The following is a 20,729-nucleotide window of genomic DNA, read 5'->3' on the forward strand; positions in this document are numbered from 1 at the left end:
AGCCGTTCGGGCGCGAGCAGAGCGATCAGGCTGCCATCGGCGGCCACTTCCGCCGCGCGCGCCCAGTCGAATGCGGCGGCCGTGCGGCCAGGCAACAGTTCGATCTCGGTCTGGCGGTCGGATGTTCCAGACTGGATCGACGAGAGCAGCGGGATCAACCGGTTGGGCAAGTCGAGGGCCGCTGGATCGAGGGTTGCGAGCAGCGCGCGGAGCGCGGCGCGCTGCTGCGCTGCGTCCACGGGTTGCGCCTGCTCATGGCGATCGCCCTTCACCGCATAGCTATATTCCACCCCGCCGATCAGTTTCGATGCCGCCGTCACCTGATAGCGATGGAAGAGATAGATGGGCACGATCATCCGGCGCAGGTCGGCCGCCGCCGCTCCGGCCGGCAGATTGTCGAGGCCAAACCGTTCCAGCGCGATCTTGCGGACGGCCAGGATATGGCTCAACTGCGCGGCGGCGTCCGTTCCGTCATCCCACATATTGCCCCACGGTTGGGCATCGCCATCGCCGCGCGTGTCGCCATCGGCGACGAAGCGATAGCCCTTGGCCTGCGCCGTGCGGGCCAAGGCGTCTAGCGCTGCCTTTTCATCTGTCCCGGCCGGAAACTGGCGATAGAGCCAGTCGATCGCGAACCGATCCCATGCGCCGACGCCAGTGGCATAGGCGTCCGACAGGTCCAGTTGTCCCTCGCGGATGCCGACACGCGGCGCGGGATAATCCATCACCGAGGCACGATTTTCGAAAGTCGATCCGGCGAAATTGTGGGAGAGGCCCAGCGCATGACCGACTTCATGAACCGCAAGCTGGCGCAGCCGGGCGCGCGCCAGCTGGATCGGATCGTCCGGCCCGCCTGTGCCCTCCTTCTCGGCGCCGACCAACCCCTCGAAAATCAGCTTGTCCTGCCATGCACGCAGCGACCCCAATTGCACCACGCCGCGCACGATCTCGCCGGTACGGGGGTCGACGATCGTGGTGCCGGTCGACCAGGCGCGCGTCTCGCGATGGATCCAGGCGACGACATTGTAGCGCGCGTCCATGGGATTGACGTTCGCGGGCAGTTCCTCGACCTGGAAGGCGTCGATGAAGCCGGCCGCATCGAAGGCCTGCGCCCACCATTGTGCGCCCTCCCTGAGCGCGGTACGGATCGCTTCCGGCGCGGCGCGGTCCACATAGAAGATGATCGGCTTCTTCACGCGTGATCGCTCGGCGCCCGGATCCACCTTCTCCAGCCGAAAGCGGCGGACCAGCCGGGTGACGATCGGTTCGTTCAGCGCGGCGGCATAATTGTTACGGATGACCTGGACTGAAGTGCCGGTGCGCGGGTCATGGGCGCGGGTGTGGAAATCATCGTCAGGCAAGCGGATGAAGCTGTGATGCACCCGCACGGTCAGCGCGCGCGCGTCCGGCAGCACGCGTTCGATCGCGCGGCCGGGATCGTCGCTGGTGAAGGTCAGGGCCGTCTCGAATTCGACATTGTCGGGAAAGGCCAGGGTCTGCATGGCGTCGACATAGCTGAGGTTCGCCGCGATCTTGTAGCTGCCTGCCTTGGTCGCCTTCAATCGTCCGGCAACGTCGAAGGCGTCGCGCATCAACAGGCCGGACAGGTCGACCACGATGCCATTGCCATCCTCGCTCATGATATCGCCCGACCAGATCGGCGAACCGGAAAAGGAGCGGCGGACCGCCTGTTCCTCACCCGCATCTCCGTTGAGAGCGCGGAAGCGCAGATTTTCGAACTCGGCCATGACGCGGTTGCCGACCTTGCGGAACAGCAGCACCTGCGTCTCGCCAAGCCGCGCGCGATCGAGCCCGATTTCCGCCGCGCCAAGACCGCCGGCGATCGAAGGAGTGTAGAGGTAACGGCCGATCAGGCCGTCTTTCCCGGCGGTGGGAAGCAGGATGCGCTGTCCCCCCTTTTCCGCCGGGAGCAGTCCGAACAGGCTGGCTGGAGCAGCCTTGGCAGCCGGGGCCGGCTGGGCGGCTACTGCGCCGCCTTGGGTGCTCAGGATCATCAGGGCGACGAGGGGCAGGGCGCGCAAGGCTTTCATGAAGATATTGATCCTGAACTGGAAAAATGGACGCCGACGCGATGGCCGGCGCCCGTAGGCATCAGAATTTATGGCTGATGTTCAAGTACCAATAGCGGCGCAGGGGTGAATAAAGCTGGCCCTGATAGCCGCTGGACGACAGTGGCGGCGCCTTGTCGAACAGGTTGCGCACGCCGATGCGAACGCTGGTTCCGTCCAATGGCCCCTCGCTGAAGCGATACTGGGTATAAAGGTTGGCCGTGGTGGTGGCCTTCACTGCCCAATAATCGCCATCGGCGTCGATCAGCCCCGTGTCATAGACCTTGCCCGTATATTGGGCGAAGGCGCCGACCGTCACATTGTTCAGCGACCAGGTCAGCGACGCTGAGCCGCGCCACTTGGGCTTGCGGTCCACTTGCAGCAAGCTGCGGCCACCTGAGATATTCACCGCCGCGTCGATTTCGCCCGCATCCTGTGCTGCCAGCAGAGCCGCGATGCCCGGCGAGGGTTCCTGATAATATTTCAGGAAATGCGACGCGTTGACCGCCAGGTTGAAACGACCGATGCTGGTTTCGGGTGTGCGATAGGTCAGGTTGAAGTCCAGCCCCTTCACCGTCTGCGGTTGCAGGTTGGTATATTGGTCGAGGACGTAGAGAACTTCGCCTGCGGGCGTCAGGCCGGTGCCGGCAAAGGCTTCGACGTCCGATGCGGTCGGCGCGGCACGGATGACATTGGGGTTGGTCGATCCTTCCTTGCGCAGCAGATAGTCGAGGATCAGCGCATTGCCTTCGCCGAAGATGCCGACCAGTCCGGTCTGGCGCACGCGCCACCAGTCGGCGGTGACGGTCAGGTTGCCCGCACCGTCCGGCAGCGGCGGCTCCAGAACGACGCCGAAGGACAGGGTCTTGGCGCGTTCGGGGTCGAGGTTGGGATTGCCCGATCGGCGTGCGGAGGTCGTCTGTGCCCGCGAACATTGCGAGAAGTCGGCGATCCGTCCGGCGCGCACATCCGCCTCGCACATGATGAAGTCGGTGCGGCTGTTGGCGCGTGTCACGACCGTCGCATTGGTCTGCTCCAGGTTCGGCGCGCGGAAGGACTTGGCCCAGGAGCCGCGGAAGCGGAGCCCCTTTATGACGTCCCATGCAGCCGCGACCTTGGGCACGGCGACATCGCCGAAATCGCTATAATGTTCGTAGCGCCCGGCCAGTTGGACATCGAACGCGCGGACCAGAGGAATTTCCATTTCCGGCGAGATGACAGGTACGGCGAACTCGGCATAGGCGCCGAAGACTTCGCGATGACCGCTGGTATTGTCGTTGAGCGCCGAATTGACGAAGTCGCCGGCTACAGCGCCCGTCAGCGGATCGGTATAGGTGATGGTGCCGTCGATGCGCGGATCGCGGTCGTCCAGCTGCGTTTCGCGGCGCGCCTCAATGCCGGCCGCGAAGCCGACATTGCCGCCCGGCAGAGTGAACAGGTCGGCCTTGGACACGCGGAAGTCATAGGTGGCGAGCGTGGACTTGGTGTAACGGACCAGATCTTCGCGCATCGCGTCGATCGTCGACTGGCTGTTCACCGACGTGCCGAAGATGTTATAGGCGTCAGGCGTCGAGAGCGACAGATATTCCTGCAATTTGGTGCGGCTGATATTGTCGCTGACGTCACGGGCCCAGGCTTCGGAGTAGCTGACTGCGCTTTCCCAGTTGAAACCCTTATATTCGCCACGCAAGCCGGCCAGCAGGCGGAATTGTTGGTTCGTTACGGTAATGTTCATCGGCCCGAAGTCTTCGAACAGATAATTGTTGATCGTCAGCGGCAGCCCCGACGTCGGCGCGTTGGTGCCAGCGAGTCGGTTGGGGTTGGTCGTCCCGTCAGCGAACACCGCCTGACCCAACGGATTCCAATAGTTGCTGGCGGGTACATAGATTGGGATGGAACTCAGCGTGGCGACCGGGCTTTGTTGCGCCTTGGTCTTGCTGCGGTAGAAGCCCGCCTCCGTGAAGAAGCTGACATCGTCGGTCAGGTCGTAATGACCGGTCATGAACAGGTTGATGCGGTCCAAGCGCGGCATGATCGACACACCCTGCGCCTGGGTGTCATAGCGCAGGTCGCGGTCCGCGCCGGCCGTCGCCATGGCGCCGCCCTGAATGCAGCGGTCGTTGCCGACCGTCGCGACGCAGCCGGCGCTGCTGGTCGGTTGCAGGTGGAACTGGCCCGATGCATTGGTCAATGCGCTGCCATTATAGGTGACAGCGCGATTGCCGTAGGTCCGCAGGTTGGCGAAGGGCGTGGTGGTCGATCGGCCATCGAGGGATGTCGCGCCTTCGAAGCGGGTGCCCTCGAACAGGTCGCGCTTGTCAGACGATGCGGTGAAATATTGTTCGGTCGATTCCAGCCCGGTGCCATGGTCGTAGCTGCCGAACAGCGTGATGTTACCGCGATTTTCGGCAAAATTGGTGCCGATCACGCCATTGGCGTTGAACTCGCGCAGGCCGGTGCCCTCGGCCCCGCCATATTGTAGCGACAGTTCCGCGCCCTGATAGTCGGTCTTGAGCACGGTATTGACCACGCCCGCCACCGCGTCCGCGCCATAGATGGCCGCGGCACCGTCGCGCAGCACTTCCAGTCGTTCCAGCCCGTTCACCGGAATAGCGTTGGTGTTGTAGCTCAGTACAGGCACCAACTGGTCGTTCGCCTGGCTGGTCGGGTGAGCGACGACGCGGCGGCCGTTCAGCAGCACCAGCGTGTTGCCGATGCCCAGACTGCGCAGGTCGAGCGATCCGATATCGCCGCGAGCGCCGTTGGAACTGCCGGGCAGATACTGGCTGTTGAACTGCACATCGCCGAACTGCGGGATGGACCGGAACAGCTCATCGCCTGACACGGCAGCCGAACTCTTGATCTCGTCTGTCGACACGACGGTGACGGGCAGTGCCTCGTTGATCTTCGCACCCTTGATCTGCGATCCGACGACGACGATCTCCGCCGTCGCCTCACCCTCGGCCGCTTCCTGCGCCATGGCGATGTCGCCGCTGTTCAGCGCGACCCAACTCATGGCGATCAGGCTCGCTGCGCAAGCCCCCTTGGTCCGAAAAACTCCCATCGTCTTTTCCCCTGATTCCGAGCATCCGCACGCGGCGAATGGACATGCAAAAAGGCGGCCTCCCCCTTCATCGGGTGTCAGGTCCAAAACCCTCTCTCGTTTCGGGAGACGCAGGCGAGGAAAAATCCCCCAGCAAAAATTTCAATTATATGATGGCGGTATGCATGACGCTGATCGATAGGCGCTTCATCGGCAGGCGTTATGGCCGATTGTGGCGCCGACTTCATTCCCGTTTTGAGATCTGTCTCCTGCACTGGATTATCGATCGCCAAAGCAACCAGGAAAGTATGACGATAATTCGCCTCGCCGCGAACCGATTGGCGAACCGGCAGGCAGGATTGGAGCATTCTCTCCTGCCTTCCCGCCTTGACGTCGAGGGCTCAAGCTCGTTCGGGGATTCGAAAGAAATCGGAGAAGACCAAGGGGTTTTCGGCGCAGTCGTGCCATGGGCAATCGCCGAGAGCGCTGGCCGGACACGTTCCCCTGCGACCGACCATGACCGATGCATCACCATATCGACGATCAGCCCGGTCCGGAGCTTCCTCAACCGCTTTGAGGGACGCACATACCTCGTTCGGCTTCGCTTTGCATTGACGCAAACCGCAAAACTGCTGCTATGACCGTAGCCGAAGGGGCGGCGATGCGAATTGTCATTATCGACGATAGCGGGCTGCGTGCGACAGTCCTTGAAGAAGGACTGCGAGACGCGGGCTATGATGACATCCATATTGTTCCGCCGCGCGGGGCATTTGTTGCGCGGCTGGAGCGCATGGCGCCCGACGTCGTGCTGATGGACCTGGGCAGCCCCAGTCGCGATACGCTGGAGGAGATGCTGACGGTCAGCCGCGCGCTTGCCCGTCCGATCGCGATGTTTGTGGATCAGTCGGACGACAGCATGATCGGCGCGGCGATCGATGCAGGTGTGTCCGCCTATGTCGTCGACGGCCTGCGCAAGGAACGGGTCAAGCCGGTACTCGAACTGGCGGTGCGGCGGTTCAACGCCTTTGCCAAGATACAGGGCGAACTGGACGAGGCGCGCACCGCGCTCAGCGATCGCAAGATCATCGATCGCGCCAAGTCGATCCTGATGAACCAGCGCAGCCTGTCCGAACAGGATGCTTATGCACTGCTGCGGTCGAGCGCGATGAACCAGGGCAAGAAGATCGTGGATGTGGCGCAGGCGCTGATCACCGCCAGCGACCTGCTGGGAGGAGGCGTATGACGACCGAGCTTAAGATCGCCTTCCTGCCGCTGAACGACGCTGCCGTGCTGGTGGCTGCGCGCGAAAAGGGCTTTGCCGAGGAGGAAGGGGTGAACCTAACCCTCGTCCGCACGACGAGCTGGGCGACCTTGCGTGACCGGCTGGTGTTCGGGCAGGTCCATGCGGCGCAGATGCTGGCGCCGCTCGCCGTCGCGGTGACTCTGGGCCTTAGCCAGCAGCCCGCCGCGCTCGCCGCGCCCTACAAGCTGGGCGTCAACGGCAACATGCTGGTGATGGCGAGCGATTTTGCCAAAGCGCTGGAACCGGACGTCGCTGCGCGCCTCGCCGATCCTCTCGGCACGGCGCATGATTTTGCGGCTGCGATCGGCCTGTGGCGGCGCAAGCCGGTAATCGGCGTCGTCCACCGCTTTTCCAGTCATTCGCTGATTCTGCGCTACTGGCTGGCCAGCGCGGGGGTGGACCCGGACAAGGATGTGGTGCTGCGCGTGCTACCACCGTCGCTGACGGTGGAGGCAATGCGCGCGGGCGAGATTGACGGCTTCATTGCAGGCGAACCCTGGGGCAGCGCGGCGGTCGAGGCGGGACTGGCCGAGACGGTGGCGATCGGCGAGCGTATCTGGCGGCGCGGCGTGGAGAAGGTTCTGGCCTTCCGCGAAACATGGCTGGAAGAAAATCCCGACACGGTCGACCGGCTGCTGCGCGCGCTGGCGCGAGCAGCTGCCTGGTGCGACGATCAGGCAAATCACGGCGCGCTGGCCGATCTGCTTGCCGATCCGCGCTATGTCGACCAGCCGGCCGATCTGATCCGCCGCGCGCTGTCCGGCCAGATCGTGGCGCGCGCAGGGGAGGCGGCGATCGCCAATCCCGACTTCATGCTGTTCAGCCGGGAAGCGACGCCCTTCCCGTGGCGCAGTCAGGCTCTGTGGATCTATTCGCAGCTTGTTCGCTGGGCCATGGTCGACCATGATGCCGCAACCGCGGCAAAGGCGGGCGCGGTATTCCGCCCGGATATCTTCCGTCGGGCGCTCGCCGACAGCGACGTCGCCATGCCGGGCGCGAGCATGAAGGTGGAGGGCGCGGTCGACTTGCCCATGGCGGTGGGATCGCGTCGGGGTGAGCTGACACTGGGGCCGGACCGCTTCTTCGACGGGCGGCTGTTCGATCCGGAAAAGATCGAGGAATTCCTCGCGGGTTTTGCGGCGCCGCGTTGAAACCGCGTCGAATTTTGTGCCTTGCAACATGATGCGTTCTGCGTGATGATATAGGAGTCGCGCATCGAAGCGCGCTTATCAGGATGGGCCGTCCCAAGGGTGGGATCGCCGTCCTCACCATATTTCGCAGCAAAGCCGCTGACCGGATTTACCTATGGGTAACGTCTGGGCTGCGGCTTTTTTCGTGTCCATTTCGTTAAATGGGGGACGTATCATGGCAACCGCTTATTGGGATCGCGAAGGACAGGACGCCGTGCCAGCGCCCGCGACCAGCTTCTGGAAGGCCGGCCACACGCCGACCCTGATCGCCGCCTTTCTCTATTTCGACCTCGCCTTCATGGTGTGGGTGCTGCTCGGGCCGCTCGCGCCCATGATTTCCAAGACGCTGATGCTGACCCCGGCCGAAAAGGGATTGATGGTCGCCACGCCGACCCTGGCGGGCGCGCTGCTACGCGTCGTTAACGGCCTGCTGGTTGACCGGATCGGACCGAAATTGTCGGGCGCGATTAGCCAGTTGATCGTCATCATGGGCCTGTTCACCGCTTGGGCGATGGGCATCGACAGCTTTGCCGGTACGCTGGCGCTGGGCGTCATCCTGGGCTTTGCCGGCGCGAGCTTCGCGATCGCGTTGCCGCTGGCGAGCCGCTGGTACCCGCCCGAACATCAGGGCAAGGCGATGGGCCTCGCCGGCATGGGCAATTCGGGCACGGTGCTCGCCTCGCTCTTCGCCCCGATGCTGGCCAAACTGTTCGGCTGGAACGCTGTGCTGGGCCTCGCCTGCATTCCGCTCTCGATCGTCTTTGTCCTCTACATCATCATGGCCAAGAACGCGCCAAACGCCCCCGCGCCCAAGAAGCTGGTCGATTATTTCGAGCCGCTGAAGCAGGCGGATGCCTGGTGGCTGATGGCCTTCTACGCCGTGACCTTCGGCGGCTTCGTGGGGCTGGCCGCCAGCCTGCCTATCTACTTCACCGACCAGTTCGGCCTGACCCCGATCATCGCGGGCTATTGCACCGCAGGCTGCGTATTCGCCGGGTCGCTGGTGCGTCCCATGGGGGGCGCGCTGGCCGACCGGATCGGCGGCGTCAAGGCGCTGATGATGGTTTATGTCGTCGCCGCACTGGCGCTGACCGGTGTGTCGCAGGCGACCTCGCTGCCCGCCGCGCTTTGCTTCTTCGTTCTGGCGATGCTGGCGCTCGGCACCGGCAACGGCTCGGTCTTCCAGCTGGTGCCCCAGCGTTTCCAGGCGGAAATCGGCATCATGACCGGCTTGGTCGGCATGGCGGGCGGCATTGGCGGCTTCTACCTTGCCAGTTCGCTTGGTCTTGCCAAGCAGCTGACCGGCAGCTTCGCGCCCGGCTTCCTGATCTTCGCCGCGCTGGCGATGGCGGCCTTCCTGGGCGTCGCACTGGTCAAGGCCAAGTGGCGCGCAAGCTGGAAGACCGGCGCGCGCATCTGATCCGGAGGGGAGGGCGGCGGCCGTTTCAAGCATCGCGTAGAAAAACGCCGTCCGAACGGCCGGGTCTTTACGGGCCGATGCTATAAGAAACTGGACCGCCGTCCCCATTACTATAATCGCGGGGCGCGTCCGAAGGGGGACGATTTTTCCATGAACTATCTTTTCGCATCGGCGGCCGCGCTGGCCGTCACAGCGCCGGCCTGCGCGCAGGAGATCAGCCTGAAGCCCGTCGCCGAAGCGCGGCTGCGCTATGAAGGGGCCGACCAGACGGGACTGGCCGATGAGACATCCCAGGCGCTCACCGTACGTGCCCGCGCCGGCCTGACCGCCCGCAGCGGCGCGCTGTCCGCGACCGTGGTGGGACAGGGGACGCTGGCGATCGTCGATGACTATTATGACGGGGTGAACGGCGCGGCGACCCGACCGATCATTTCCGATCCGCAAAATGTCGCGCTGTACATCGCCCAGCTCCAGTATCGGACGAAAGCACTGATCGTGACCGGTGGCCGGCAGAAGATCGCGCTGGATGACGAACGGCTTGTCGGCAATGTCGCTTTCCGAGACAATGCGCAGACCTTCGACGCGGTGCGCGCCGAACTGACGCCGGCAAGGGGGGTAAAGCTGGATGTCTCCTATGCCTGGAGCGTGCGTACCATCTGGGGTTTCCAGGGCAATGGCGCGCGACAGCAGGCCGTGAGCGGCGACAATATCTTCGCCAACCTGTCCTGGGCAACGCCCGTCGGCGCGCTGACCGGTTTTGCCTATCTGGTCGATCAGGATGAGGCGGCGGTGCAGGCATTCCGCCTGTCCAGCCAGACCTATGGCGCACGGCTGGAGGGAACCCAGGCTTTGTCGAAGGCGGCAAAGATCGGCTATCAGTTGAGCTACGCGCGCCAGTCGGATTATCATCGCAATCCCAACGACTACAGCGCCGACTATTGGCTGGCGGACCTGCTGCTGGACGTAAGGGGGTGGAAACTCAATGCCGGCTATGAAGTGCTGGGCGCGAGCAATGGCCTTCCCTTCACCAGTTTCCAGACGCCGCTCGGCACCAATTTCAAGTTTCAGGGTTGGGCCGACAAGTTCCTGACCACGCCCGCCAATGGCATCCGCGACCTTTATGTCGGCGGCGGCTACGGCTGGAAGCAGGTCGGCCCGCTGACCGGCGTATCGCTTCAGGCGGTCTGGCATCGCTTCGACAGCGACCGGCTGGACCAGCATTATGGCAATGAATGGAACCTCATTGCTTCCGCGAAGGCAGGGAAGACCGCGCTGTCGGTGCGCTATGCCCAGTATGAGGCGAAGGAGATGGCGACCGATACGGAAAAACTCTGGTTGCAGGCGGATTGGTCCATCTGATTGAAATGGCATGAGAGGAATCGCTTGAGTGATCGGGCGATTCTCCATATGCTGCACTGCAAGGGACAAGGATGTCCCGCTCGACATAGCCGCGACGGTTCAGGGTAGAATCGGCAAGGCGCGATATGATGGCAAAGCCGCCATCCAGACTCCCGGAAGCCTAGCGTTCCGGGGGTCTGGATGGCGGCTTTTTTGTTTTCTGGAGTTACGGCGATGGAATTTCAGGGCGGATTGGCACCGGCGGTCGACAGCGAGGATTGCTTCCTCGTCCCCTCCGACGATGTGCGCGAGCATCTCGTCGTGGTGGGCAACGGGATGGCCGGTTGCCGCGCGGTGGAGGAACTGCTGGCGCGGGATGCGGGGCGCTATCGCGTCACCATCTTCGGCGCAGAGCCTTATGTGAACTATAACCGCATCATGCTCTCGCCGGTCCTGGCGGGCGAGAAGACTTTCGAGCAGATCGTTATCAACGACCGCGCCTGGTATGACGATAATGGCATCGAACTGATTGCAGGCGATCCGGTGACGGCGATCGACCGGGACGCCAAGCGCGTCACGGCGCAGAGTGGACGCAGCGTCCATTACGACAAGCTGCTGATCGCCACTGGCTCCGATCCGTTCATCATCCCGGTTCCGGGCAAGGATCTGCCCGGCGTCATCAGCTTCCGTGACATGAAGGATGTCGACACCATGCTGGCGGCTGCCGATAGGGGTGGCAGTGCAGTGGTGATCGGCGGTGGTCTGCTGGGGCTGGAAGCGGCCCATGGTCTGACCCTGCGCGGCATGAAGGTGACGGTGATCCACCTGATGGATACGCTGATGGAGCGTCAGCTCGACGAAGCGGCTGGCTGGCTGCTCAAATCCGCGCTGGAAGGGCGCGGCCAGACCATCCTGACCGGTGCGAACACCGAAAGCATCTATGGCGACGGCAAGGTCGAGGGCGTCCGGTTGAAGGACGGCCGCGAAATCCCCGCGAGCCTGGTGGTGATGGCGGTGGGCATCCGCCCCTCGACGGCTCTGGCCCGTGAAGCCGGCCTCGAAGTCAATCGCGGCATCAAGGTCGACGATCACATGGTCACCAGCGACCCCGATGTCCTCGCGGTTGGCGAATGTGTCGAGCATGACGGCAATGTCTACGGTCTTGTCGCGCCGCTCTGGGACATGTGCCGCAGCCTCGCGGATGGCCTGACCGATCAGCACAGCGGCTACAAGGGTTCCGTCACCTCGACCAAGCTCAAGGTCGCGGGTCTGGACGTCTTTTCCGCCGGTGACTTCTCCGGTGGCGAGGGCTGCGAGGACATCGTCCTGCGCGACGCTTCGCGAGGCGTCTACAAGCGTGTCGTGGTCAAGGATGACAAGGTCATCGGCGCGGTGATGTACGGCGATACGGCGGACGGTGGCTGGTATTTCGACCTGCTCAAGCGCGAGGAAGATGTCGCGGAAATCCGCGACCTGCTGATCTTCGGGCAGGCCTATGCGATTCTTGGCGCTTCGGGAGGAGGCGCGCTGGACCCTAAGGCGGCCGTTGCGGCGCTCTCGGACGATGCCGAGATTTGCGGCTGCAACGGCGTCAGCAAGGGCCAGGTCGTCGCCTGCATCGAAGCGGGCAATTGCAGCCTCGACGCGGTGCGCGGCAGTTGCAAGGCGTCTGCCAGCTGCGGGCAGTGTACCGGCCTCGTTGAAAATCTGCTGGCACTGACGCTGGGCGACGATGTGGCCTCGGGTCCGAAGACGATGTGCAAATGCACCAGCTTCACCCATGACGATGTCCGCCGCGAGATCGTGGCGCAGAATATGCGCTTGATCCCCGAAGTGATGCAGCTGCTCCATTGGTCGACTCCGGATGGCTGCTCCTCCTGCCGCCCTGCGCTCAATTACTATCTGCTCTGCGCGCTGCCCGGCGAATATCAGGACGACCAGCAGAGCCGCTTCGTCAATGAGCGGATGCACGCCAATATACAGAAGGACGGCACCTATTCGGTCGTCCCGCGCATGTGGGGTGGCCTCACCAACCCGCGTGAATTGCGCGCCATCGCCGATGTGGTCGAGAAATATGACGCCCCGATGGTGAAGGTCACCGGCGGCCAGCGTCTCGACATTTTCGGCATCAAGAAGGAAGACCTGCCCGCTGTCTGGGCTGACCTCAATGCCGCGGGCATGGTGTCGGGTCATGCCTATGGCAAGTCGCTGCGCACGGTGAAGACATGCGTCGGCAGCGAATGGTGCCGCTTCGGCACGCAGGACTCGACCGGCCTTGGCGTCAAGATCGAGCGGATGACCTGGGGGTCGTGGATGCCCCACAAGTTCAAGATCGCCGTGTCCGGCTGCCCCCGCAACTGTGCGGAGGCGACGATCAAGGACTTCGGCGTGGTCTGCGTGGACTCAGGGTACGAACTGCATGTCGGCGGCAATGGCGGCATCCATGTCCGCGCCACCGACCTGCTCTGCAAGGTCGCGACCGAGAGGCAAGCGATGGATTATTGCGCCGCCTTCACCCAGCTTTACCGCGAGGAGGCGCGCTATCTGGAGCGCACCGCGCCGTGGATCGAGCGGGTTGGGGTCGCGTATGTGAAGCAGCGCATCGTCGAGGATGATGCAGGCCGCGAAGCGCTGCGTGCCCGCTTCCTCTATTCGCAAAGCTTCAGCCAGGACGACCCCTGGGCCGAACGCGCAGCAGGCCAACATGCCGAACTGCACCAGCCCCTCGCACCCATCGCCATCGCTGCGGAGTAAGAACATGACCGACTGGATCGACATCGGAACGCTGGCCGACATTCCCCAGCGCGGCGCACGCACGCTACAGATTGGCGGCGAAAAGGAAATCGCCGTCTTCCGCACCGGCGACGATCAAGTCTTCGCGCTGGTTAATGAATGCCCACACAAGAAGGGGCCGCTCAGCCAGGGCATCGTCCATGGCCACAGCGTCGCCTGTCCGCTGCACAATTGGAACATCGCCCTGAAAACGGGCGAAGCGCAGGGCAATGACGAGGGCTGCACGCCGACCATCGCGGTCAGGCAGGAGGGCGGTCGCATCCTGATCGCCCGACCCGCCGCAATGAAGGCGGCCGCATGAGCTTACGGTCCCTGCTCTTGCCGGCGGGGACCGGGGTGGAAGGGATAAGCTGGGCATCCCTTGCGGCCTATGCCTCCACCCACTTTTTTTCACTTGGAATCATGAGGTAAGGGCATGACAGAGGCCATCCGCACGACCTGCGCCTATTGCGGTGTCGGCTGCGGCATTTCGGCCACGCCGACGGGGCCGCGATCGGTCATCATCAAGGGCGACGAAGCGCACCCGGCCAATGGCGGCCGCCTCTGCTCCAAGGGCACGCATCTGGGCGAGACGGTCGGCCTGACCGGCCGGCTGCTGCACCCGATGATCGGCAGCAGGCGCGCCAGCTGGGACAAGGCGCTGGATCTGGTTGCGAAGCGCTTCAAGGAAACGGTCGACCGCCATGGCCCCGACAGCGTCGCCTTCTACGTGTCAGGCCAGCTGCTGACCGAGGATTATTACGTCGCCAACAAACTGATGAAAGGCTTCATCGGCACGGCGAACATCGACACCAACAGCCGCCTCTGCATGTCGAGCGCGGTCGCCGGCCACAACCGCGCCTTCGGCGAGGATGTGGTCCCCGCCAGCTATGGCGATCTGGAGGAAGCCGACCTCATCGTTCTAGTCGGCTCCAACACCGCCTGGTGCCACCCGATCGTCTATCAGCGCATACAGGCTGCCCGCGCCACGCGGGGCACCAGGCTGGTCGTGATCGACCCGCGCCGCACCGAAACCTGCGAAGGCGCCGACCTGCATCTGCCGGTCAAGCCCGGCACCGACGTCGCGCTGATGAACGGGCTGCTCGCCTGGTGCGATGCGCAGGGCATCACCGATTCCCTCTATATAGCCGATCATGTGAATGCCCCCGGAGGCTTCTGGGACCATATCCTCACCGGCCACGACCTGTGGACCACGGCCAAGACCTGTGACATCGCGCCCGCGCTGCTGGAGCAGTTCTACAAGCTGTTCGCCGCCACGCCGCGCACCGTAACCCTGTTCAGCCAGGGCATCAATCAGTCGATCCGCGGCACCGATCAGGTCAATGCCATCATTAATGTCCACCTCGCGACGGGCCGCATCGGCAAGCCGGGCGCGGCGCCCTTCTCGATCACCGGCCAGCCCAATGCCATGGGCGGGCGCGAGGTCGGCGGGCTGGCCTCGACGCTCGCGGCGCACATGGACTTCGCCCCGGAGAATGTCTCGCGCGTCGGCCGCTTCTGGGCCGCGCCGACGATGGCGACCAAGCCGGGGCTGAAGGCGGTCGACCTGTTTCGCGCGATCAACGAGGGGCGGGTCAAGGCGCTGTGGATCATGGCGACCAACCCGGCGGTGTCGCTGCCCGATGCGGGCCGCGTGCGAGAGGCGCTGGAATCGGTGCCCTTCTTGGTCGTGTCGGACATCATGGCCGATACCGACAGCTCCACCCATGCCCATGTCCGCCTGCCGGCTGCCGGCTGGGGCGAGAAGGACGGCACCGTTACCAACAGCGACCGCACCGTCAGCCGCCAGCGCCCCTTCCTGGCGCTGCCCGGCGAGGCCAAGCCCGACTGGTGGATCGTCAAGGAAGTCGCCCGCCGCATGGGATGGCGCAACGCCTTCGCCTATGACAGGCCCGCCGATATCTGGCGCGAACATGCGCGCCTCACCGCCTATCAGAATGACGGCCAGCGCCTGCTGAACCTGCGCAGCCACGCCACCATCGGCAACGACGCCTATGAGGCGATGGAGCCGTTCCGCTGGGGCGGGGAGAAGCCATTCGCAAAGGGCGGCTTCTCCACCCCCGACGGCAAGGCGCGGCTGGTGCTGGCGAAGCAGATGGACATTCAGGAGCCGCTGAAACAGTGGCCGATGACGCTCAACACCGGGCGTTATCGCGACCAGTGGCACACGATGAGCCGCACGGGCCTGGCCCCCAAGCTGGCGCGCCACCGCGAGGAGCCGCTGGTGGAAATCCACCCGCGCGACGCCGAGGAACTGGGCATCGTCGACCGCGATCTGGCGCGGGTCCAGACCGCGCAGGGCAACAGCATCTTCCGCGTGTGCGTCAGCGACGGCCAGCGGCCGGGCGAGATCTTCACCCCGATCCACTGGACCGACCAGACCAGCAGCGGCGGCCGCACCGGCCTGCTGCCGCGCCCGCTGGTCGATCCCCATTCGGGCCAGCCGGGTTTCAAGTCGACCCCTGCCAGCGTCGATCGGGTCGCGACCGAATGGAAGGGTTTCCTGATCCTGCGCGGGCAGGATCCGGTGAAGCTGCCCTGCCTCTGGGCAACGCGCGTGGCTGTACCGGGCGGCGCGCTCTACGAGATTGCGGGCAATGGCGATCCGGCGCGGCTGGAAGCCTGCCTGCCCAAGGGGGATCGGGTCGAGGCGATCGACCTCACGCGCGGCACCCGGCGGGTCGCGATCATCCGCGATGGCAGGCTGACCGGCGTGTTGTTCGCGACGCGTACCGGCCTGCTCCCCTCGCGCGACTGGCTGATCGGCCAGTTGGCGGTGGAGGGTGTGGGCGCGACCGTGCTCGCCGCGCGTGGCCCCGGCAGCCAGCCGGACAAGGGCACGTCTATCTGCGTCTGTTTCGACATCGGCCTCAACCAGATCGTTGCCGCCATCCGCGACCAGCAACTGATCGACGTGCCCGCCATCGGCAAGGCGCTGGGCGCCGGGACCAATTGCGGATCGTGCCGCCCCGCGCTCGCCAACATCCTTGCCCAGACGACACAGGAGACGCTCAATGCAGCCGAATGATTTGATCGCGCCCGGTGAAGTCTGGTTGGTGGGAGCAGGGCCGGGTGACCCGGACCTGCTGACCCGCAAGGCCGAAAAGCTGATCGCGGCGGCCGACATCGTCTTTTACGACGCGCTGGTCGGGCCGGGCGTGCTGGACCTGATTCCGGCGGGCATCGAACGGGTCGGCGTCGGCAAACGCTCGGGCCGTCATTCGAAGGATCAGCAGACGATCGACCGGATGCTGGTCGCCGCATCGCTCGCGGGCAAACGTATCGTACGATTGAAAGGCGGCGATCCCGCGATGTTCGCGCGCACCGCCGAGGAAATGGCATCCCTGTGCGCAATCGGTGCCAAAGTCTATGTCTGCCCCGGCATCACGGCCGCCAGCGCTGCCGCCGCATCCGCAGGACTGTCGCTGTCGCTCCGGGGCATCGCGCGCCGCGTCCAGTTCATCACCGCGCATAGCCGCAAAGGACAAGCGCTGGACCTCGATTGGAAGGCTCTGGCTGATCCGGCGTGTACGCTCGCCGTCTATATGGGGCGGGACGCCGCGCCCGAGCTCAGCCGTGCACTGATGGCGGCCGGCCTGCCAGCGGCAACGCCCGCGCTCATCACCTGCGACGCTTCCTTGCCGCAGGAACAAAGGTTGCGGACACGACTAGACCTGATGCCGCTGGTGATGGAGGCATTTGCAGAGGATCGCCCAACGCTGATCCTGATCGGTGAGGCTGTTGCGCAGGCCTGCACAACATCTGTCGGGGCGATGGCAGAGAATATATCGATCAGATAAACTGCCTTCTTGCGTTGGTTCGCGACGCGCCACGTATATGACCGTCAGCTTGATGGCGCTCGGCTGGCGTTTTTTTACGGCAGGACAACGCATTCTTATGGGCTTTTACGCCAAACACGCGTCACTTCGCCTGCCAGAGATTGACGATGGCTCTCGGCGGAAGCGATGTAGGATTGTTATCCGATTCTCGTTTGAATACATGCAGCCCAGATAGCCTTTATATTCTACTTAATTGGTCGACAAATTCGCGCACTTTGGCGCAATGGCGCGGCAACGACATTGCAGTTCGTTCATGCGGCAGTCATCATGGCCTCTGAGATAAATTGATATATGGAGGCCAGTCATGGGTATTGAACAGCGCATCCAGGCGCTTAAACGGCACATTGCCGCTATTCTCAATGACGATATGCGATATGCTGTTGCAGCGCGCATCCGGGAACTGGGATATATCGATTTCCGCGACTTTTATCAGGCGCGTCCGGTTCCCGCCCATGTGTCGGCTGTTGAAAATCTGTTGAGGTCCGGCGGCCGAGTTTAGGCGAGGCGCTGTTCATTCGGGCAGGGTCGGGCTTGGCATCCAGGTTGAACGCATATTTTTATGCGTCTGTGATGCATTTGCACATTCTGGGGACAGCTTAGGTATATCACGACCATCCAACGGATGGACCGAAATGCCTGCAAGCAAATTGATGCGTCTGAAGAGATTGCGGGCCAAGTTCGGGCTTGAGAACATCTTTCTGTCGATCGATAACGCCGTTGCGGCAAAGATCGAAAAGTGCGGCTGTTGCCGCCGCCAGACAATTATCGCTTGCTAAATCTGCGGCGTCGGTTGCGCGGCGAGGGATAGTCTTCTCCACGGGCGTTTGATAGTCGATGCCATGTAAGTGAGCTTCCCTTTCAATTGATGCGGCCACGGCCCTCATAACCTCCTCAACCGCGTCGCCCGGCGTGCGGCTATCCTCTTGACCGGGATACCGATGTCGCTGCCGGGCGAAGAGAAAGCGGGGAGGGGATTTTCCGCCACTCGATGTTGAATTGCCGCACTCATGCGGCATCCCTCAATCTGGACACGGCCGGCGATGACGTCGTCCGGCTTGCCATCGGCCATCGAGTTCACCGCTTGACGCGGCAACCCTGGCTCTGCTGGTCGGGACATGGCCGATTGACGGGCGCACCTATTCTTCTGACCGAAGAACTAATGTCGCGGGGCAGGGGCTGCATCCCAGGAAGATGCAGCCCCTTTCCGTTTGCAAAAGCGGGAACAAACCACAAAAGGGAGCCAAGTCCTTGGGGAGCGCCATGAAGAAGCAGTTTCTATCCGTCCTGTTGTTGACCGTCCCGACCATCGCTTGGGCTGAAGTGCCCGGTGATGCGTCATCTATCGTCGTAACCGGCACGGGACTGGACCTGCCGCCGGGGACGCCGGCCTATGGATCGGTGGTGATCGACCGGCAGCGGCTGATGGACAGCGCATCGGGCCGGATCGAAAGCGTATTGGGCGACGTCGCCGGCTTCCAGCAATTCCGCCGATCGGACAGCCGTTCGTCCAACCCATCCAATCAGGGCACCACGCTGCGCGCCTTGGGCGGCAATGCATCGGGCCGGACACTGATGCTCCTCGACGGCGTGCCGATCGCCGACCCCTTTTTCGGCTATATCCCCTTCAGCGCGCTGGCTCCCGAACGGTTGTCGGTCGTACGCGTGACGCGCGGCGGCGGCATCGGTGCGTTCGGCGCGGGCGCGGTTGCCGGGACTATCGAGATGGCGAGCGCGACGCGCGACCAGTTACCCGATTTCGCCGCCAGCGCCTTTTACGGCAGCCGTGATGCAACCGAATTGTCCGCGACGGTGACGCCCGATCTTGGCAGCGGCTATGTCTCGCTGTCGGGCCGATGGGACCGGGGCGACGGTTTCCAGACCACGCCCAGGGACCAGCGCAACGCCGCGACCGTGCCGGCCGCCTATGACGGCTGGTCAACCAATCTGCGCGCAGTCGCGCCGATCAGCGCCACGTCTGAACTGCAATTCCGCGCGACCCTGTTCGAGGATAACCGCACCCTGCGCTTCGCCGGCGCGGACAGCATGAGCCAGGGGCAGGATGCCAGCATCCGCTATATTTCGCGCGGGCCGTGGCAGGTCGATGCGCTGGCCTATATCCAGGCGCGCAACTTCTCGAACATCGTCATCTCTTCCTCGACCTTCCGCAAGTCGCTCGACCAGAGGAACACGCCCTCAACCGGCATCGGCGGCAAGATCGAGCTGCGACCACCGGTCGGCGACGACCATGTGTTGCGGATCGGCGTGGATACGCGCTTTGCGACCGGCGATATGTATGAGGACGCCTATAACGCCAATGTCGCGGGCAATCCGCGCACCTTCCTGCGTCATGCCGGCGGCGAACAGTGGACGACCGGCCTGTTTGTCGAGGATGACTGGAGCATCGGCAAGCTGGTCCTGACCGGGGGCGCACGGGCGGACCGCTGGACGATCCGCAACGGCTTCTACCGGCAGGTGAGTGCGACGACCGGCGCGGCCACTGGCAGCGACTATGCCGACCGGTCCGATTGGAAAGTATCGGGCCGGGTGGGCGCGCTCTACAAGGTCAGCGATGCGCTGGCGCTGCGGGCGGCCGCCTATAGCGGTTTCCGTCTGCCAACGCTCAATGAACTCTACCGCCCCTTCGTCGTCTTCCCGATCACGACGCAGGCCAATGCGGCGCTGACGCCGGAGAAACTCAAGGGCGTGGAGACCGGGATCGACCTGACCCCCACCGAAGGGATCAGCCTGTCGGCGACCGCCTTCTACAATCGGCTGGACGACGCCATCGCCAACGTGACGATCGCGGCCAACACGCGTCAGCGGCAGAATGTCGATCGGATTGTCGCCAAGGGGATTGAACTTGCGGCAGCGGGGGAACTGGGCGATTTCCGCCTGTCGGCTTCCTATGCCTATAGCCACAGTACGGTCCATGCCACCGGCGCGGCCTTCGACGGCTTCACGCCCGCCCAAAGCCCGCGCCATGCCGCCAGCGCCACGCTGGCCTGGGCGCCGCAGCAGGGGCCGTCGCTGTCGGCGACGCTGCGTTATGTCGCGGACCAGTATGAGGATGACCTGCAAAGCGACATCCTGCCCGACGCGCTGACCGTGGATGCCATAGCGCGCCTGCCGATCGGCCATGGTGTGACCCTGATCACGCGGGGCGAAAATCTATTCGACGAGGAGATCGTCACCCGCAATGCCGGCGGCTCGATCGACCTCGGCACGCCGCGTACGCTTTGGATCGGTGTCAGCTTCAGCCATCGAGCCAAGGTATAACGGAGGCCTCAGTTCCCTCTTTCTGACCTCCATTCTTACAATAAATTGAGAGAAGATGCCGTGGAATCAACGGCGCCGCTGGCAGGAACGGCAATGTTGTAAACAGGGCAGGTCATCGCGAACGCACCCGACGAGGCAACGGCCAATAGCAGCGCCATCATCGCGGTCGTGCCGGGTGCGATCGATATCGATGGCGCTATTACGGGCGGATGTCCGACAGAGCTCCTCTCCCCGGTTGTTGCGAGGATTGCTTTACTCAACATGGCGGAATGGACGCAGGCTCGAGGAGCCTTGGTATGGCGATCCGCCAATTATGACGAATGGCGTTGAAGCATCCGTCCGTAACGCTTCGACACGATAGCTCGCTGCGTGAGAGCAAAGCAGGAACGTCCCACGGCCCTAAATCCCGTCTTGCTAAGACGGTGATCCGGAGAGCGTGAGCTAACGTACTGGAAAAT

At 63.7% G+C, this 20,729-nt stretch carries 14 protein-coding genes; 11 read left to right on the top strand and 3 right to left on the bottom strand.

Translation table 11 applies throughout. The features are described from left to right. On the bottom strand, positions 1 to 2,051 hold a 2,051-nt coding region (locus tag VMR39_RS25305), incomplete at its 3' end, for a zinc-dependent metalloprotease (protein WP_325420425.1). Between the two features lie 61 nt (positions 2,052 to 2,112). Continuing rightward, positions 2,113 to 5,133: a TonB-dependent receptor domain-containing protein gene (locus tag VMR39_RS25310; RefSeq protein ID WP_325420427.1), complete on the bottom strand. Its 3,021-nt coding sequence runs from the start codon at positions 5,131 to 5,133 to the stop codon at positions 2,113 to 2,115. A gap of 164 nt (positions 5,134 to 5,297) precedes the next feature. Here VMR39_RS25310 and VMR39_RS25315 point away from each other — a divergent pair, with 164 nt between their 5' ends. The 10 genes from VMR39_RS25315 to VMR39_RS25360 all read left to right on the top strand — a co-directional run bounded on the left by VMR39_RS25315 (position 5,298) and on the right by VMR39_RS25360 (position 17,494). Beyond that, positions 5,298 to 5,753 (top strand): hypothetical protein, encoded by a 456-nt coding sequence (locus tag VMR39_RS25315; protein ID WP_325420428.1) that lies wholly within the window; start codon positions 5,298 to 5,300, stop codon positions 5,751 to 5,753. Positions 5,754 to 5,773: 20 nt separating this feature from the next. Further along, positions 5,774 to 6,355 carry an ANTAR domain-containing response regulator gene (locus tag VMR39_RS25320; RefSeq protein WP_325420429.1) on the top strand — a complete coding sequence of 194 codons (582 nt, stop codon included), beginning with the start codon at positions 5,774 to 5,776 and terminating at the stop codon, positions 6,353 to 6,355. Beyond that, complete coding sequence (locus tag VMR39_RS25325; RefSeq protein WP_325420431.1) at positions 6,352 to 7,566, top strand: ABC transporter substrate-binding protein; 1,215 nt, start codon at positions 6,352 to 6,354, stop codon at positions 7,564 to 7,566. The genes VMR39_RS25320 and VMR39_RS25325 overlap by 4 nt, the downstream gene beginning before the upstream one ends. Before the next feature lie 214 nt (positions 7,567 to 7,780). Then, positions 7,781 to 9,025, top strand: coding sequence for a nitrate/nitrite transporter (locus VMR39_RS25330; RefSeq protein WP_325420434.1), 1,245 nt, complete (start codon positions 7,781 to 7,783; stop codon positions 9,023 to 9,025). Positions 9,026 to 9,175: 150 nt separating this feature from the next. Continuing rightward, the gene (locus VMR39_RS25335) at positions 9,176 to 10,384 is read left to right on the top strand and encodes a hypothetical protein (RefSeq protein WP_325420436.1); all 1,209 of its coding nucleotides are present in this window, start codon (positions 9,176 to 9,178) and stop codon (positions 10,382 to 10,384) included. Positions 10,385 to 10,597: 213 nt separating this feature from the next. After that, complete coding sequence (gene nirB / locus VMR39_RS25340) at positions 10,598 to 13,117, top strand: nitrite reductase large subunit NirB (protein WP_325420438.1); 2,520 nt, start codon at positions 10,598 to 10,600, stop codon at positions 13,115 to 13,117. A gap of 4 nt (positions 13,118 to 13,121) precedes the next feature. After that, positions 13,122 to 13,457: a nitrite reductase small subunit NirD gene (gene nirD / locus VMR39_RS25345; protein ID WP_325420440.1), complete on the top strand. Its 336-nt coding sequence runs from the start codon at positions 13,122 to 13,124 to the stop codon at positions 13,455 to 13,457. 114 nt (positions 13,458 to 13,571) lie between these two features. Next, positions 13,572 to 16,184: a molybdopterin-dependent oxidoreductase gene (locus tag VMR39_RS25350; RefSeq protein WP_325420442.1), complete on the top strand. Its 2,613-nt coding sequence runs from the start codon at positions 13,572 to 13,574 to the stop codon at positions 16,182 to 16,184. Continuing rightward, the gene (gene cobA / locus VMR39_RS25355; protein WP_325420444.1) at positions 16,171 to 16,956 is read left to right on the top strand and encodes a uroporphyrinogen-III C-methyltransferase; all 786 of its coding nucleotides are present in this window, start codon (positions 16,171 to 16,173) and stop codon (positions 16,954 to 16,956) included. Before VMR39_RS25350 ends, cobA begins: the two co-directional genes overlap by 14 nt. Positions 16,957 to 17,299: 343 nt before the next feature. Continuing rightward, complete coding sequence (locus tag VMR39_RS25360; RefSeq protein WP_325420446.1) at positions 17,300 to 17,494, top strand: hypothetical protein; 195 nt, start codon at positions 17,300 to 17,302, stop codon at positions 17,492 to 17,494. Positions 17,495 to 17,600: 106 nt separating this feature from the next. Here VMR39_RS25360 and VMR39_RS25365 read toward each other — a convergent pair whose 3' ends face one another. After that, the gene (locus VMR39_RS25365) at positions 17,601 to 17,870 is read right to left on the bottom strand and encodes a hypothetical protein (RefSeq protein ID WP_325420448.1); all 270 of its coding nucleotides are present in this window, start codon (positions 17,868 to 17,870) and stop codon (positions 17,601 to 17,603) included. A 385-nt stretch (positions 17,871 to 18,255) separates the two neighbouring features. Here VMR39_RS25365 and VMR39_RS25370 point away from each other — a divergent pair, with 385 nt between their 5' ends. Next, positions 18,256 to 20,271 (top strand): TonB-dependent receptor, encoded by a 2,016-nt coding sequence (locus VMR39_RS25370; protein WP_325420450.1) that lies wholly within the window; start codon positions 18,256 to 18,258, stop codon positions 20,269 to 20,271. Positions 20,272 to 20,729 lie beyond the last annotated feature (458 nt).

It is taken from the genome of Sphingobium sp., from assembly GCF_035511395.1.
Classification (GTDB): domain Bacteria; phylum Pseudomonadota; class Alphaproteobacteria; order Sphingomonadales; family Sphingomonadaceae; genus Sphingobium.